At 69.2% G+C, this 16,291-nt stretch carries 16 protein-coding genes and 1 pseudogene; 13 read left to right on the top strand and 4 right to left on the bottom strand.

Going from position 1 to position 16,291, the window contains the following annotated elements; all coding sequences use genetic code 11:
• The first annotated feature begins 435 nt into the window (after positions 1–435).
• The 4 genes from ABZ806_RS20170 (at position 436) to ABZ806_RS20185 (ending at position 7,264) form a co-directional block, all read left to right on the top strand.
• Positions 436–1,245 carry an EfeM/EfeO family lipoprotein gene (locus ABZ806_RS20170; protein ID WP_500218846.1) on the top strand — a complete coding sequence of 270 codons (810 nt, stop codon included), beginning with the start codon at positions 436–438 and terminating at the stop codon, positions 1,243–1,245.
• Between the two features lie 450 nt (positions 1,246–1,695).
• Entirely contained in the window at positions 1,696–3,060 is a 1,365-nt protein-coding gene (locus ABZ806_RS20175; RefSeq protein ID WP_500218847.1) for a Dyp-type peroxidase, read from the top strand.
• A gap of 13 nt (positions 3,061–3,073) precedes the next feature.
• Entirely contained in the window at positions 3,074–4,669 is a 1,596-nt protein-coding gene (locus tag ABZ806_RS20180) for a phospholipase C (RefSeq protein WP_500218848.1), read from the top strand.
• A gap of 1,326 nt (positions 4,670–5,995) precedes the next feature.
• Positions 5,996–7,264 (top strand): HNH endonuclease signature motif containing protein, encoded by a 1,269-nt coding sequence (locus ABZ806_RS20185; RefSeq protein ID WP_500218849.1) that lies wholly within the window; start codon positions 5,996–5,998, stop codon positions 7,262–7,264.
• Positions 7,265–7,288: 24 nt separating this feature from the next.
• On the opposite strand, the pseudogene ABZ806_RS20190 reads toward ABZ806_RS20185, so the two are convergent.
• The 4 genes and pseudogenes from ABZ806_RS20190 to ABZ806_RS20205 form a co-directional block, all read right to left on the bottom strand.
• A pseudogene (locus ABZ806_RS20190) lies at positions 7,289–7,579 on the bottom strand (AMP-binding protein); the annotation flags it as partial.
• A gap of 373 nt (positions 7,580–7,952) precedes the next feature.
• The gene (locus ABZ806_RS20195) at positions 7,953–8,858 is read right to left on the bottom strand and encodes an alpha/beta fold hydrolase (protein WP_500218850.1); all 906 of its coding nucleotides are present in this window, start codon (positions 8,856–8,858) and stop codon (positions 7,953–7,955) included.
• A 1,646-nt stretch (positions 8,859–10,504) separates the two neighbouring features.
• On the bottom strand, positions 10,505–11,221 hold the full coding sequence (locus ABZ806_RS20200) for a winged helix-turn-helix transcriptional regulator (RefSeq protein WP_500218852.1): 717 nt from the start codon (positions 11,219–11,221) through the stop codon (positions 10,505–10,507).
• Positions 11,222–11,234: 13 nt separating this feature from the next.
• Complete coding sequence (locus tag ABZ806_RS20205) at positions 11,235–11,369, bottom strand: hypothetical protein (protein ID WP_500218853.1); 135 nt, start codon at positions 11,367–11,369, stop codon at positions 11,235–11,237.
• A gap of 72 nt (positions 11,370–11,441) precedes the next feature.
• Here ABZ806_RS20205 and ABZ806_RS20210 point away from each other — a divergent pair, with 72 nt between their 5' ends.
• The 9 genes from ABZ806_RS20210 (at position 11,442) to ABZ806_RS20250 (ending at position 16,234) form a co-directional block, all read left to right on the top strand.
• Positions 11,442–11,696: a MoaD/ThiS family protein gene (locus ABZ806_RS20210; RefSeq protein ID WP_500218854.1), complete on the top strand. Its 255-nt coding sequence runs from the start codon at positions 11,442–11,444 to the stop codon at positions 11,694–11,696.
• A 96-nt stretch (positions 11,697–11,792) separates the two neighbouring features.
• The gene (locus ABZ806_RS20215) at positions 11,793–12,500 is read left to right on the top strand and encodes an LmeA family phospholipid-binding protein (protein ID WP_500218855.1); all 708 of its coding nucleotides are present in this window, start codon (positions 11,793–11,795) and stop codon (positions 12,498–12,500) included.
• Between the two features lie 5 nt (positions 12,501–12,505).
• Positions 12,506–13,063, top strand: a complete 558-nt coding sequence (locus ABZ806_RS20220) for a sigma-70 family RNA polymerase sigma factor (protein WP_500218905.1) — start codon at positions 12,506–12,508, stop codon at positions 13,061–13,063.
• An 89-nt stretch (positions 13,064–13,152) separates the two neighbouring features.
• Complete coding sequence (locus ABZ806_RS20225) at positions 13,153–13,857, top strand: anti-sigma factor family protein (RefSeq protein WP_500218856.1); 705 nt, start codon at positions 13,153–13,155, stop codon at positions 13,855–13,857.
• 216 nt (positions 13,858–14,073) lie between these two features.
• Complete coding sequence (locus ABZ806_RS20230; protein WP_500218906.1) at positions 14,074–14,361, top strand: TlpA family protein disulfide reductase; 288 nt, start codon at positions 14,074–14,076, stop codon at positions 14,359–14,361.
• A gap of 116 nt (positions 14,362–14,477) precedes the next feature.
• The gene (locus ABZ806_RS20235) at positions 14,478–14,543 is read left to right on the top strand and encodes a putative leader peptide (RefSeq protein WP_353819285.1); all 66 of its coding nucleotides are present in this window, start codon (positions 14,478–14,480) and stop codon (positions 14,541–14,543) included.
• 79 nt (positions 14,544–14,622) lie between these two features.
• A complete protein-coding gene (locus ABZ806_RS20240; RefSeq protein ID WP_500218857.1) occupies positions 14,623–15,060 on the top strand; it encodes a DUF4395 domain-containing protein in 438 nt (145 codons plus the stop codon).
• The gene (locus tag ABZ806_RS20245) at positions 15,057–15,896 is read left to right on the top strand and encodes a sulfurtransferase (protein ID WP_500218858.1); all 840 of its coding nucleotides are present in this window, start codon (positions 15,057–15,059) and stop codon (positions 15,894–15,896) included. Before ABZ806_RS20240 ends, ABZ806_RS20245 begins: the two co-directional genes overlap by 4 nt.
• Before the next feature lie 29 nt (positions 15,897–15,925).
• Positions 15,926–16,234 (top strand): DUF1416 domain-containing protein, encoded by a 309-nt coding sequence (locus ABZ806_RS20250; RefSeq protein WP_500218859.1) that lies wholly within the window; start codon positions 15,926–15,928, stop codon positions 16,232–16,234.
• Positions 16,235–16,291 lie beyond the last annotated feature (57 nt).

Below are 16,291 nucleotides of genomic sequence, written 5' to 3' on the forward strand. Positions count from 1 at the left end.
CGCGGCGCGCCGAATGACAGTAGGTCGGCGATTGATAACGCTGCGTGTTCTACGGTGCCGTTGGCTTGTTAGAGGTGAGTGACGGCCTGGGCGGTGATCAGGATGACGGGCGGGCGTCGCCGTGTCCCGCTGTGTCTGGTCACTGCGGCCGCTGTGCTTTCGGGCTGCGGCGGCGGCTCGGGGATCGGCGCAGTCACCGTGCAGTTGGGGCGGTCACATTGCGGGCAAGGCTGGCCCTATGCGCACGCTGGCTCACAAGCCCTGCTCGTCCACAACGGCGACTCCTCGGCGGTAGATGTCACCGTCGTCTCGGGCGGGGCGGTCTTCGCGGAGGTGGAGGACGTAGGGCCGGGGACGACCCGTCCACTGCACGTCAGACTCGCGGCCGGGACATACCGGGTCACATGCCGAGCGGCGGACGCCTCGTCCATCACGGTGGGGTCGGACGTCGTGGTGACCGGCGCGGCCGGGGGAGCACGCGGCGTCCGGCCGATCACGCGCAACGATCTGTATCCGGCACTGCGCGCTTACCGGGCTTACGTGTCCCATGGCCTCGGCACGCTGGAGACCCGCACGGACGAGTTGCGCGACGCCGTCCGGTCGGGCGACCTGGACGCGGCGCGCGCGGCATGGCTGCCCGCGCACCTCGCCTACGAGCGACTCGGCGCCGCCTACGGGACGTTCGGCGACTTCGCCGACAAGATCGACGGTCGTCCGGCGGGGCTGCCGAAGGGTGTCCACGATGCCGGTTTCACCGGGTTCCATCGGGTGGAGTACGGGTTGTGGCATGGTGATCCGCCGGCGTCCCTGCGTGCCTGGGCCGACCGCCTCGCCTCTGACGTCGAGTCCCTGCGGGACGACTTCCCACGCGAGCAGATCGACGCTGGCGACCTCGGGCTGCGCGCCCACGAGATCCTCGAGAACACGCTCCAGTTCGAGTTGACGGGCAAGGCCGACCAGGGCAGCGGGACGATGCTTGCCACGGCCGCCGCCAACCTCGACGGAACTCGCGCGGTCCTCGGCCCGCTGCGTCCGCTGCTCGAAGACCAAATGGACCTGGCCGAGATCGACGACTGGCTCGGCCGCACTGCGCACCTGCTACAGGCACAGCATCGGCACGGCGAGTGGACGCCACTGGACCGGCTGAGCACCTTGGAACGCGAACGTATAGACGGCGCCGTCGGCGAACTCGTCGAGCTTCTGTCGTCGGTCGCGACCATCGCCGCAATCCGAACAAGACCATGAACCTTGGTCTGCTGAGGAAAGACCGAGAGCCGACGCTAGGGCGGGGACCTGGATGGACATCCGGGACGGAAGCCGGCTTGGCGCAAGCAGATGTGGACTCGCTGGCACAAGACTCCATAAGCGCAGGCGGGAGTCCATCAGGCAGAGGTGAAGGGTCGTCGCCCAAGCCGAGGAACGTCGTTGGGCGCGGCCACAGTGTCGTGTGGGCGAGTGCCGTTGGACGCGGGCGGCGGCGGTCGGGTGTGTGGAGGGACGACTGCAGGGACGAGGGATCGCCGGGTGGGAACGAAGGTCGGGCAAGTCCGGTGCGGGTGTCGTCGGCTGTGGACCGGGGGTCTGCGCGTGGGCGGATGTCGTCTGGCGCGGAGGGAGACGGTCAAGCGTGGAGGAGGGGCAACCGCAGGGACGGAGGATCGCCGAGCGGGGCGGAGGTCGTCCAAAGGCGCGTCCATGCGCCATTTTGTGCGGGCGACGGGCGGCAGGCGCTGGCGGGGCAGGGACGCCGGTACGGGGCGTTTGTCGGATGACGTGCGTGCGAACGGGGGAGTGGGTGTGGGGGCGGAGGGTGTGAGCGGGCTGGGGCGTCGTGCGGTTCTGCGCGGGGCGGCGGTTGCCGGGGTAGCGGGAGCGGTCGTCCGGGGCGGGCCGATCGGGGGTGCGGCGGCGCCTGGGCGGGTCTTGCCGGCCAAGGATGGGGCGGCGTCGGGGCCGGTTTCGCCGGGCGGGTTTCACGGCGTTCACCAGGCGGGGATCCTGGACGAGCCGCAGCCTCGCGCGATCATCGTGGCGTTCGACGTGATCACGGAGCGGCGCGCCGAACTCGGCTCCTTGTTGCGGGCGCTGACGGGCCGTGCCCGTGCGCTGACCAGCGGCGGTGCGCCGTCCCAGGTGGGGGTCACCGGGCCGCCGCCCGACTCCGGGATCCTCGGTCCGGACGTCCCGGCGGGCGGCCTCACGGTGACCGCCGGTGTCGGCGCGTCCCTCTTCGACGAGCGGTTCGGCCTGGCGTCGCGGTGTCCGGCGCGCTTGACGGCGATGCCGACGTTCCCGAACGACGACCTCGACCTCGCCTGGTGCCATGGCGATCTGCTGCTGCAGTTCACCGCACGCGATGAGGACACCGTCCTGCACGCGCTGCGCGACGTCTGCCGGCACACGCGCGGCGCGATGCAGGTCCGCTGGCGGGCGAACGGCTTCGTCAGCAGGCCGCGTCCGTCCGGGACGCCCCGGAACCTCCTGGGTTTCAAGGACGGCATCGCCAACCCCAACGTCCGGCATGGCGGGGACATGGGCCGCCTCATCTGGGCCGCGCGGGACGGGGCCGAGCCCGACTGGACGGCGCACGGCACGTACCAGGTCGTCCGGATCATCCGGATGTTCGTGGAGTTCTGGGACCGGGTCGGCCTCGCCGAGCAGGAGCGGATGTTCGGCCGCAGCCGCGAGACCGGCGCGCCGCTCGACGGCACCCGAGAGCGGGACGTCCCGCGCTACGCCATGGACCCGATCGGCGACGTCATACCGTTGACGAGCCACATTCGGCGCGCGAATCCGCGCGTCCCCGAGACCGAGGCCAGCCGCGTGCTGCGCCGTTCCTGGAACTACGACCGTGGTGTGGACGAGGTCGGCGACCTCGACATGGGCCTGGTTTTCACGTGCTTCCAGCAGGACCCGCGCCGCCAGTTCGAGGCTGTCCAGGAGCGGCTGCTGGACGAGCCGCTCACCGACTACATATCTCCGTTCGGCGGTGGCTATTTCTTCACACTTCCGGGTGTCGTTGATGCATCGGACCACTTCGGCAGGGCTCTACTCGCGTAGTAGAGGAGGACATATGCGCAAGCTGGCAGCATCGGCCGTGTCCGTGGTGTCCGTGGCGGCCATCGGGGCGTTGGCAGTCGCCTACGTGTCCGCCAGGGACGACCGGGCCGTGGCCGCTTCCCCAGGGGCTTCGCCGCGGACGCCGATCGAGCATCTGGTGGTCATCTATGGGGAGAACGTCTCGTTCGACCACTACTTCGGTACGTATCCGGACGCCGCCAACACCGATGGGACGCCCTTCCGTGCCGTCGCGCACACGCCGAACGTCAATGGTCTGACGAAGAGACTCCTCACCGAAAACCCGAACCGGTACGACCCTAAGCGCCTTGGCCCGTCCGAGGCCCTTACCTGTGACCAGAACCATGGCTACGCTGCCGAGCAGAAAGCCGTCAACGGTGGCCGCATGGACAAGTTCGTTGAGTTCACCGAGCACGACAAGTGCACCGGAGAACCCATCCTCTTCGGCGAGCCCGGCCTGGTCATGGACTACTTCGACGGCAATACGGTCACCGCGATGTGGAACTACGCGCAGCACTATGCGATGAGCGACAACTCCTGGGATTCGGTGTTCGGACCGTCCACGCCCGGTGCGCTCAACCTTGTTTCGGGACAGACATACGGCGCTTACGCGGTCGACCCGAGAACCCATGACAAGGTCTCAGATTCATCCGTGATGGCGTCACCGGACTCTGAAGGCATAGGGACGGTCATCACCGACCCCGACCCGGCGTTCGATGACTGCTCGGACAACGATCACACGTCCGACAACAATCTCGCGGTGATGACCGGCCGCAACATAGGCGACCTCCTCAACGCGAAGAATGTCACTTGGGGGTGGTTCCAGGGCGGGTTCCGTCCGACCGGGATCAAGGGTGGATATAAGGTGTGCGGCTCGTCTCATGCCAACATCGGCAAGAATCGGGTCATCGACTACAGTCCGCACCACGAGCCGTTCCAGTACTACGAATCGACGGCTAATGAAAAGCATCTGCCGCCGTCGTCCGTGTCTGCGATCGGCCGTACCGATCAGGCCAACCATCAGTACGATTTGAAGGACTTCGACGCCGCTCTGGCAGCGCACAATATGCCTGCTGTGTCGTTCCTCAAGGCTCCGGCCTACCAGGACGCCCATGCTGGTTACTCCGACCCGCTGGACGAGCAGCGGTTCGTCACGTCCACCATCAATAAAATCCAGAAGTCGCCGGAGTGGAAGTCCACGGCGGTCATCCTCGCCTACGATGACTCGGATGGTTGGTACGACCATGCCCGCCCGCACATCACCAACGGTTCCAACGATCTCGCGGAAGACCGTCCGGAATGTCGCCGAGTGAAGGCGATCGGTGGGCGCAACGACCGCTGCGGCCCTAGTCAGCGCCTTCCGCTGCTGGTGATCTCGCCTTATACGAAGGTGAACCACGTGGACCACCATCCGGTGGAGCAGGCGTCCATCTTGCGCTTCATCGAGGACAACTGGGGCACCGGTCGCATCGGACACTCTTCCTTCGACGGTCGAGCGGGAAGCTTGGCCTACTTGTTCGACTTTCGCCACCCAACGGCCGGCCGCCTTCTCCTCGACCCGACTACGGGATCCGTAACCGCTAGCTCCTGACAGCTTCAGGGAGCTGGGGCGAGCGCCGATATCTTGTGAAGTTGCTGCCGCTACTCCCCTCCTTCTGCGCGGATAATCGCGTGATGGCCCAGCCAGCCGGATATGGAAAGAGTGTGGCTGGCGGTTCGTTGTTCGTGGAATTGTGGTGGGAGCGGCCCTGCATACGGGGCCACCCCTCCGAAGCCAAGGGCGCCCTCGGCACCGCTTCGCGATTACCTCTGGCCATTCTTGACTTCGGAACCTCTACGGCCCCGTGAGCAGCTTTTCGTCCGGCAGGCTCCGCCCATCCTTTACCCGACGCGCCACACCCACCCATGCACCGCAACAGGTCTGGGCGGCAGGTGCAGATGTTTGGTTGATCTTGGTGTTGGGGGCGCGTGGGTGGGTGCGGGTGTTCGCCGGTCTGTGGGTGTGGGAGTTCGGCGGTTTGGTGTGGTTGGTTGCGGGCGGGGGTGGTGAGCGGTTCGGGGCGGGGTGGTGGTGGCTGTCGCGGGTCGGGGGTGTCGGAGTCGGCTATGCGCCGGGTGGTCGAGCAGCGGGCGCCGTGCTCGCTCTGGCCCCTGGCATCCGGTCGGCACGGCCTCCGGCCCAGGTGTTGCTCGTGGACGGCGGGCCGGTGCCGGTCCACGGGGGACGGTCATCGCCTCGTCCGACACCTACTGCTTCCCGGTGGACATGCGGGTCGTCGTCGGCGTCGGCACCTGGTTGGTGGTCGCGGTCGGGCACCAGTGCCGGTGCCGGTGCCGGGCAACCATAAGCACTGCATCGCCCCCTGTGATTCGGGTGCGGGCCCCGGGCCTGCCAGGGGCGCGCACGTCATGGCCGGCGGCGGCCTCCAGGGCAACCGGCAGACCACCGTGTCTGACCGGCGGCCCCGGCAACAGCAACGGCGCGGCGGCGGCGTTAAACCGACTGCCCGGCAGCACGAGCACGGCACTGTTCACACACTGGTGCGCCACCCGCGTCGAGCACGCCTTCACACATATGAAGCGACGAACCGCCCCGCGCAGCACCCGCCACAAACGCGACGGCATCCACCACGCCATCCGCGCCATCACCCTCACGCACAACCCAACGGCCGCCCACCGACCCGGCCCCGAGGACCACAGATCACCAGCAGCCCCCTCTGCCGCACGTCTCCACCACTACCGGACAGCTTTACGCCAGGGTGAGACCTGCCGCCCAAGTTGCCAGGGCGACGGCGTCCAACATTCCTGAAATGTCTTTAAAGTGGAATTGATGTACTTTTGTGCGTGGCATGGAAGTGGCAAGATTTCGAATCGGTATTCGATGCAATAACGAGTCGCGTCAGGTAAAGTGGAGGCTATGGAAGTGGCTGAGATCGACCTCGCTGCGGCGTCCACCAGGGAATTGGTGGACGCTGCTTCGGCGATCGCGGCCGAACTCGCCCGCCGTGCCGCGCCGGAGTCGGCGGCGGCCTGCATGGAACTGGCGGAGGCTTTGGCTGCGGCGGGTGACCTGCAGGAGGCAGCCCTCGCCGATCTGGTCGGCGTCGTGGATCGGAGCCGTGAAGTGCAGCGGTGGGGTTTCCCCTCCACCCGTGCGTGGCTGCGGTCCCGCCTCGGGATGCGCGATGCTCGCGCCAAGGAGCGGGTCACGCTGGCCCGGCAGCGGCACCGCCTCACCGAAGTGACCGGACGCTGGACGGCCGGAACCCTGTCCACCGGATACGCCGCCACCATCGCCGGCGCCGTCACCCGCCTCGACGATAAAGACTGCGCCGCCGCGCAGGACATTCTGCTGGGGTTGGTCGATCAGGGGTGCTCGGCGGGGAAGGTCGCCTCGTTCGGCCGCCGCATCCGCGAGGTCATCGCCGAACGCGACGACACCGACCGCGCCCCCGGCGAGGCCCGCCGCGGCTACGAGCATTCCTGGATCGACTCCACCCGGTCCCTGGACGGCGGCCGCTACATCCGGGGCTGGCTCAACGCCGAAGACGCCGCCATCTGGGACGGCACCCTCACCCCGCTCACCAAACCCGCCGGGACCGACGACCCGCGCGACCTGCCCGAACGCACCGCCGCCGCGCTGAGCAGCGTCCTGTCGGGCGGACACAAAGCCACCAAGGTCACCGTCATCTGCGACCTGGACACCCTCACCGGCACCACCACCCCCGCCCGCCTCACCGACGGAACACCCATCCCCGCCGCACAAGCCCGCCGCATCGCCCTCACCGCCGGAGTCTCACCCCTCCTCCTCGGACACCACAACACCCCCCTCTACCTCGGCCACCGCGTCCGATTCGCCACCCCCGGCCAACGCCAAGTCCTGGAAACCCTCTACCCCACCTGCGCCGCCGAAGGCTGCCAAATCCCCGGCACCCTCTGCGAAGTCGACCACGTCCACGGCTGGGCCCTCGGTCACAACCCCACCGACATCGACCAACTCACCCTCACCTGCGGATGGCACAACCGCTACAAACACACCAACCCCGACCGCATCCACATCAACCGGGGACCCGACGGCCGCTACACGTACCACCTCCACCCACCGGGCACCCGCAACCTCACCACCACAGCATCCTGGGACACCACCGCAGCCAGTCGGCCGCCGCCGACATCCCGGGCGGCCTAGCCGCCGCGCCGCACCCTTGGTGGCGATATTGCGGTGCGTGCCGAGGGCGCCCTTCGGACGTCCCGTGGTGCCGGAGGTGCAGAGGATGGTGGCCTCGTCGTTGGGACCGATCGTCACTTCCGGCAGCGGCGCCGCGGCCCGGTCGCCGAGGGCGTCGAACGATGCCCAGCCCGCCAGCCCGCCAGCCCGCCAGCCCGGCGGGGAGGATGGTGGTTTCGTCGTCGGGACCGATCGCCAGTTCCGGTAGCGGTGCGGCGGCCCGGTTGCCGAGAGCGTCGAACAGTGCCCAGCCGGGCTACCCCAGCCGGGTCGTATGGCCCTGCCCGCCCGGTGCCCGGTGCGTGGTCGCCTGGTTCATGGCGTCGGGGCCATCCGTCTGCTCTCCCCAATGGATGGATGCGCTCCGGTTCTCCGAGTTCAAGCTCGTTCTGTCACGCTCTCAGGCTGGGGTCTGAGGTTCCCCCTAGAGCACGGACAGTCGGGGTGAGATGGGTCAGGTGGCCGGGCGGACAGGCCGTCCTGCTGGCCGTGGCGGCGCCTCGAAGAGATGGGCCAATCCGTCATCGTTGCCGTCGCGGGTGCTGCTTGAGCTCGCTGCGGATTGTGTGTGCTGGGGGCGGAGACGCCGACCGCGCCCGAGACCGTTATCAGCACGGTCGGGCGCGGTGCGATGGCTGGTTGCCGACGGTCACTTGGCGTTCGCGGCCTGGGTGGTGACGCGCTGGATGGCCTGGACGGCGATGTCGGGCTGGTCGGCGTAGATGTAGTGCTCGCTGTTCTTGGCCGTGCTCAGCTTGCTCTGGCTGGACACCGCGAGCCACTTGCGCTGTCCGGCGGCCCACGACCGCTCCAAGGCCGGTCCGTACTCGGGCACGGCTGCGAGGTACTGCTTCCCGTGCTGGATCACCGCCACAGGAATGCTCCCGGCGGACCGGACCTTCCCGTCGGGGATGGTGAGCTTCTCCGGATTCTGTCCCTTGGTCACCGCGAGACTCTGCGCACGCAACTGGGCCGCCGGGCCGGTCGCGGACTGGGGTATCGCGTTCTTCATGTCGGCGACCGATGTCGGCGAGGTGGCGTCCATGAGCACCAGGCCCTTGACCTTGCCCCGATGGTCGGGGGCGTACCTGGCGGCGATCACCCCACCCAGCGAATGCCCGGCCAGGACGACTGGACCGTCGCCCGCGACCCTGTCCAGCACGCCGGTCAGGACCTTCCCGGTGTCGGAGAAGCTCTGCGGACCGCCCGGCTGGGCGCTCTTGCCCTCGCCGAGCCGGTCGTAGGAGCAGACCCGGTTCTTCTCGCTCAGGGTCTTCTGGAGGGAGGCCATCTTGTCCAGTCCATCGCCGAGTCCGGGCAGCAGGACGATGACCGGCTTGTCCGCCGCCAAGTCGCCCGAGCAGGACACGTTCAGAGACTGGCCCCCGACCTTGATCTTCTGGACGCCGGTGAAGTCGGTGGCGGCCTTCTCGGGGGACTCGGAGTCGAACGGGAACGACCCCGTGCCCGAGGTGTCGTCGCAGCCGGTGAGTCCCACCCCGGCCACGGCGCAGCACATCGCGATGGCAGCGGTCTTCTTGATGTTGCGGATCATCATTTCCTCCGGCGAAAGAACTGGCTCTCGGAATTGCTCTGGGTGAGCGCCGTGCTCACATTGAGAACGCTATTGATCCGCCGCCCACGAAAGCATCACCGCGCGGTGGACAGTCGCGGGTAGCTCGGACGGGGGACGGCCACCTGCGACACCTACGACAGGGATCACGTGATCACTGGACGGCCCCCTTGCGCCGTCATGGACTGCCTCTGGACGACCGTGGGACCGATCTCCCGGTGAAGGAGAGGTACCCGAGGACGAGCTCCGTCCGCTGGCAGGCAGGCTGCGCGCCGCCGTTCATGAGTTATGCCGATCGATTGTGGGCGGCCACAACCGGATACATAGCTGCTGGCCACGCGTCCGGAGGTCAGCGCCAGCTAACGTAAGGGGCGGTCCAGGTTGCGCTCTTATGGCGAGGACGAGCGTTCCGAGACGTCCGTCAGTCCACGCAGTGGCGTGATGACCTTTTCATCCACCTGACGTGGCGTTTAAGCGCCTCTTTGGAAGGTCTGTGCTCAGCGCTGCGGAAGGCCGCGCAAATGGTCGCCGATGCCGCCGCCGCGCGCTGTCGTTGCCGGGGCCGCTGGTCAGGCATGGTGGTCTGCCGGTTGCCCTGGGTGCCGTGCCGCCGCCGGCCATGACGTGCGTGCCCCTGGCAGGCCCGGGGCCGCACCCGAATCGCAGGGGGCGGTGCAGTGGTTATGGTTGCCCGCCGGTCCACAAGCAACACCGAGGCCGCAGGCCGTGCCGACCGGGTGTCTGGGGCCAGAGCGAGCACGGCGCCCGCTGCTCAACCACCCGGCGCACCACCGACTCCGCCCCCAACAGGCCGCGCGACCTGCCCGAGCGTCAAGTCGGTGCGGCCGCGCACCCGCCCAGCAACACCCCGGCCGGCCCGCGACAGCCTCCACCACCACCCCCGCGCCGGACCGCTCACCACCCCCGCCCGCAACCAATCACACCAAACCGCCGAACTCCCACACCCACAGACCGGCGAACCCGCACCCACCCACGCGCCCCCAACACCAAGATCAACCAAGCACCTGCGCCCGCCGCCGAGACGGCCTTAATAAGCAGGGCCGAAGCCGGGTCGTCGGCGGTCAGTGTGGGGACGGCCTGGAGTTCGTTCGGTCCTGTGCCGGGGCGGGGCGGGGGCGCCCACGCCGGGCACGTGCGCTCTGCTGTCGCCGGATCGCGGATGCCATTCCCGTCGAAGGTCGACCATCGGGCCCACCGGAAGGCCAAGGGGCGGTCGGAGGGCCCGCCGGTGTTCGATCCGGTGCCTACCGGGTCTACTTACGCCGTGGAGTGCGCCACCAACATCAACCTGGCGAGCACCGAGCGGTCGTGACCCGCTATCGCAGGCGCGACGTCCGCAATCGGCCCGCTATCGAGGTAGGCGTGATCGACGTCTGGCTCCGGGCCTCAGCAAGTTCTTGGGCGGTGCCGAGCTGTGCGGCTTCTGCCGAGCGGGTCGGACGTGGGCGAGCGGTCAGGCCGTGGGCCCTGGTGGGCGAGTGTGCCGACACGCCCAGCCAGAAGGGGCGTCTCAATCTGACCGGCCGGCGATCATCGGGCATCCGGGCACTCGATGCTGGCGCCGGCGGTGCATTGCCCGGCGTATCGGCGGCCGTGGTCGTCGAGGGTCATGTGCGGGCCGGCGTCTTCTCCTCTGTGTCGCCGGGGCGGTGGTCGGGGACGAAGCGGTAGCCGACGTTGCGGACGGTCCCGATCAGCGATTCGTATTCGGCGCCCAGTTTGGCGCGGAGGCGGCGGACGTGGACGTCGACCGTCCGGGTGCCGCCGAAGTAGTCGTAGCCCCAGACCTCCTGGAGGAGTTGGGCGCGGGTGAAGACGCGGCCCGGGTGCTGGGCCAGGTACTTCAGCAGCTCGAACTCTTTGAAGGTCAGGTCGAGGACGCGGCCGCGGAGGCGGGCGGTGTAGGTGGCCTCGTCGATGGTGAGGTCGCCGCTGCGGATCTCGCCGGGGACCTCGTCGGAGTCGGCGCCGGCGGCGGCGCGTCCGACGGCGAGGCGGAGGCGGGCCTCGACCTCGGCGGGGCCGGCGGTCTGCAGCAGGACGTCGTCCAGGCCCCATTCGGGGCTGAGGGCGGCGAGGCCGCCTTCGGTCACGATCGCGAGGAGCGGGCAGTCGAGGCCGGTGGTGCGCAGCAGGCGGCACAGGCTCTTGGCCTGGACGAGGTCGCGGCGGGCGTCCACCAGCACGATGTCGGCCGGCGGCGCGTCGATGAGCGCGGACGCCTCGGCGGGGGCGACCCGTGTGGAGTGCAGCAGAAGTCCGAGCGCCGGCAGGACCTCGTCGGAGGGTTCCAGTGCGTTGGTCAGTAAGAGCAGGCTGCTCAAGTGCCGCCTCCCGTCAAATGACGTAGGACCCAGGCGGCTCATCCTCAAGCCCGACGGCGCCGGTCAGCGGCTCGCGGACGAGGTGACCGTGAAGGGCCTTACGGATGAACTCCATGGCCTCGTCGCCCGGATCCCTCACCCGGATCATATCGGAACCATCACGGACGGTCCCGGGGCGCCACCGGGCGACCCATCGCCGGCGGCCGTGAATACTGGACGCATGGCCAAGGGGACGATGCGGTACTGGGCGGCCGCCAAGGCGGCGGCGGGGACGCATGAGGAGCCGTACGAGGCGGTGACGCTGGCGGAGGCGCTCGCGGCGGCGTCGGCGGGACGGGACGACGAGTTCGCGCGGGTGCTCCGGCGGAGTTCGTTCCTCATCGGCGGAGATCCGGTGGGGAGCCGGCCGCACGAGTCCGTCGTGCTGCCCGACGGCGGTGTCGTGGAGGTGCTGCCGCCGTTCGCGGGAGGCTGACCCGGCCCGCCGCAAGGTCATTCTCCGGCGTGACTCGATTGGGGCGAATCGCGCATTAAGGTGTGGCGATCGCATGCCGCAGCCCGAAGGAGAGACATGCGGAAAGTACTGCTGGTGCTGGTGATCTTCGTGGCCGTGGTGCTGGTCGCCGCGGACCGGATCGGTGTCCGGGTCGCGCAGGACAAGATCGGCGAGCAGGTGGCCGCGCAGTACGACCTGCAGCAGCAGCCGGACGTCACCATCCACGGCTTTCCCTTCCTGACCCAGGCGGTCGGTGGCGAGTACGAGCACATCGAGGTCGGGATCGGGGACTGGACGGAGCAGGGCGTCACCGTCTCCGGCGTCAAGGTGGACATGCGGGGCGTGAGCGCGCCGCTGTCGGAGGTCAGCAAGGGCAGCGCCGCGAACGTGACCGCGCGCACGGCCACCGCGTCCGCCGTCATCCCCTATGACGTGATCAAGAAGGAGGCGCCCAAGGAGGTCAAGTCGATCGCGCCGAAGGGCGACGACCTCGCGGTGGAGATGACCGGGAACATCCTCGGCTTCGCCGTCACCGGGACCGCGGTCGTGGAGGTCAAGCCGACCGCGAAGGGCATCGCGGTCACGCCCGTGTCGGTGGGGTCGGACGGGGCGACGCAGATCCCGCTGGCGCTGGTCAAGCGTTCGCTGACCTGGACGGTGCCGGTCGCCGACCTGCCCGTCGGGTCGCGGATCAGCGAGATCCAGCCGACGCCGGACGGGCTGCGCGTCGCCGCGACGGCGCAGAACGTCCACCTGAACGATCTCCAGCAGGCGGGGAGATAGCCGGGATCCCGGGTGAACCGGCCCGTCGGCGCGTACGTGTACGTGGTGTGGGTCCGACCGCGGATGAGGGTTTGCTTCGCGCCCTGTACAGCGAGCACGGGGGTCCCCTCCTCGGGTACGTCCTGCGGCTGACGGGAGGGGACCGAACCCAGGCCGAGGACGTCGTGCAGGAGACGCTGCTGCGCGCGTGGAAACATCCCGAGGCGCTGGCCGGACGTCCGGTGCGCCCGTGGCTGTTCACGGTGGCCCGGAACCTGGTCGTGGACGCGCATCGGGCCAAGCGCGCGCGGCCACCGGAGACCGGCATCGACGAGCACGTCATGATGACCGCCGACGGCTCCGACGACATCGACCGGGCCCTGGAGTCCTGGACGGTCGCGGAGGCCCTGGCCGGGCTGAGCCCCCCGCACCGGGCGGTGCTGGTCGAGACCTACTACAAGGGCCGGTCGGTGGCGGAGGCGTCCAAGACGCTCGGCATACCGCCCGGCACGGTGAAGTCCCGCACCTTCTACGCACTGCGGGCGCTCAAACTCGCATTGGAGGAGCGGGGGTTGGCGCCATGAACGACCGCACGGAGAACGATCGCACGGGTAACGATCGCACGGGTAACGGTCGCACGGGTAACGGGCGCACGGAGAACGACTGCGCGGCCGTGCGCACCTCACTCGGCGTGTACGTGCTCGGCGCGCTGGATCCCGCCGAGCGGAGCCGGCTGGACGGCCACCTGGAGCACTGCCCCGCCTGCCGGGACGAGCTCGCCGGGCTGGCCGGGCTGCCCGCGATGCTCGGGCGGGTCGAACTGGAGCAGCTCGAAGGCGTGGCCGGGCCGCCGCCCGAACTGCTGGACGGGCTGCTCACGAGGGCGGCCGAACGACGGAGGGGATGGTTCGGCCGCCGGGCCGGGCGGGGCCCCGCGGGATGGGCCCCGCTCGCCGCCGCGGCCTGCCTGCTGCTGGCGATCGGGGGCCTGTTCGGCGGGTTCGTCCTGCCCATCGGGTCGGACGGCAGCGGGCCGGCGGCGCAGCCTCCGCCGCCGGCGACGTCCGTCCCGGCGACGTCCGCCGAGCGGATCAGTGCCTCGAACCCGGCGAGCAACATCAAGGGCTATGTGGTGCTGCGCAGGAAGGCGTGGGGGACCGAGGTCGAACTCCACCTGGCCGGTGTGCCGAAGGGGTCGCACTGCCGGCTGCAGGTGATCGCGCGGGACGGCCGCCGCGACGCGCTGGGCAGCTGGTACGTCCCCTACGACGAGGGGTACGGCGAGTACCGCGGGTCGACGATGTTCCCGCGCGGGCAGCTGTTCTCGTTCGAGGTCGTCGGGCTGGACGGGCGGCCCCTCCTCACGATCCCGACCTGACCCTCCCCGCCTGGCCGAAAAGACTGGCCGGAAAGACTGGACGGAAGAATTCGCGGCGCGGCGCGGTTGTAACCGGCGATGACGGGAGCATTGACCGCTGCGGCGGTCCTCATCGCGGCCACGGTGTTCGCCCTTGTGCGGCGGAGCCGTGACGGTGTGCTGCGCGCCCGGCGAGGGGAGGACGGCGAGGTGGCGGAGACCGTCCGGCCGGACGACATGGGGGCCGAACTCGGCCCGAAGGCCACGCTCCTGCAGTTCTCCAGCGCGTTCTGCGCCCCGTGCCGCGCCACCCGCCGCACCCTCGGCGAGGTGACCGAGATGGTGGACGGCGTCGCGCACGTCGAACTCGACGCCGAGGCGAACCTCGACCTCGTCCGCAGGCTGAACATCGTGCGGACCCCGACCGTCCTCGTCCTGGACGGCGCCGGACGCGTCGTCCGGCGCGCCACCGGAGCCCCGCGCAAACCCGACGTGATCGCCGCTCTCGGTGAGGTCATCGGATGAGCCGCACTCCGACGACCTGCGATAAGACGAATGTCACCGTCTCGGAAGGCGAGACGGATGTGACAGCGCGTGGATTGCCGCTTAACATCGAGTCCGTGCGTAACTGGACAGAGCAGATGCTCACGAAGCGCCGTGCGGTGGACTTCTGCCGCGTGGCCGCCTCGCTCTGTCGCATGGCCTGAGGCATCGAGCCCACCCGCCCCCGAGCGCTTTCCGACTTCTCAGCTCGTTCGCACGCTTCCCTCCGCCAGGAGCACCCCGATGCAGGTTGACCCGCGTGGGCCGCGCTTCGGCGCGGCCGTCACGACAGCCGTCCTCATCGTGGTGCTGGTGACCGGAAGCTGGGCATTGCTCGCCGCTCAGGCCGTCGTGTTCGCACTCGCGACCTCCCTCGGCCTCCGGTACGCCCCGTACGGACTGGTGTTCAGAGTGCTGATCCGTCCCCGGCTCGCTCCGCCCAGGGAACTGGAGGACGCCGCCGCGCCCCGCTTCGCGCAGGGTGTCGGCCTGGCGTTCGCCCTGGTCGGAACGGTCGGCTACGCGACGGGGACCACCTGGCTCGGCATCGGTGCCACCGCCCTCGCGCTGGCGGCGGCGTTCCTGAACGCGGCGTTCGGGTTCTGCCTCGGCTGCGAGATGTATCCGCTCTTCCGACGTATCACCGCGAAAGTTCGCTCCGAGAGGGAGGTTCCGGCATGAGCCGCTCCGACGTCCTGGTGGACACCGCCTGGGTTGAGTCCCACCTGGACGACCCCGGCCTGGTTCTCGTCGAGGTCGACGAGGACGTGTCCGCGTACGACAAGGGCCACATCCGTGGCGCCGTGAAGATCGACTGGAAGACCGAGCTGCAGGACCCGGTCCGCCGCGACTTCGTGGACAAGACCGGGTTCGAGCAGCTGCTGTCCGCCAAGGGCATCGCCAACGACGACCTGGTCATCCTGTACGGCGGCAACAACAACTGGTTCGCGGCCTACGCGTACTGGTACTTCAAGCTGTACGGCCACAGCAACGTGAAGCTGCTGGACGGCGGCCGCAAGAAGTGGGAGCTGGACTCCCGCGAGCTCGTCACCGACGTTCCGTCCCGTCCGGCGACCGACTACAAGGCCAAGGACCAGGACCTCACGATCCGCGCCTACCGCGACGAGGTCGTCGAGGCGATCGGCAAGCAGAACCTGGTGGACGTCCGGTCGCCCGACGAGTTCAGCGGCAAGCTGCTCGCCCCGGCGCACCTGCCGCAGGAGCAGTCGCAGCGGGCCGGGCACATCCCGACCGCGGCGAACATCCCGTGGTCGAAGGCGGCCAACGACGACGGCACGTTCAAGTCCGACGAGGAGCTCCGCGAGCTCTACACCGCAGCCGGCGTCGACCTCGGCAAGGACACGATCGCCTACTGCCGCATCGGCGAGCGCTCCTCGCACACCTGGTTCGCGCTGCGCGAGCTGCTCGGCATCGAGAACGTGAAGAACTACGACGGTTCCTGGACCGAGTACGGCTCGCTGATCGGCGTGCCGATCGAGCTCGGCGCCGCCAAGTAACCCCGGCCGACCTTCCCACTGGAGGAGCAATGACCCAGGGCTGCGCAGCGCCCGAGCAGACCGCTCACCTTCCCGCGACCGTCGACCTGGCCAACGAGGCCGTGATCCAGGGCACCGTCACCCGCGCCGGCGCGCCGGTGTCCAGCGCCTACGCCCGCCTGCTCGACTCGTCCGGCGAGTTCACCGCCGAGGTGGTCACGGGTGACGAGGGCGTGTTCCGGTTCTTCGCCGCCGACGGCGACTGGACCGTCCGCGTCCTCGCGGCCGGTGGCGTGAGCGTCGACAACACCGTCACCGCGAAGACCGGCACGGTCGCCGGCCTCGAAGTCGCGATCTGACCGACCCCGCCGGTCCGGCCGATCTGGCCGGCCCGGCAGGTCCGACCGGACTGGCCT

Source organism: Spirillospora sp. NPDC047418, assembly GCF_040643275.1.
GTDB lineage: Bacteria > Actinomycetota > Actinomycetes > Streptosporangiales > Streptosporangiaceae > Spirillospora.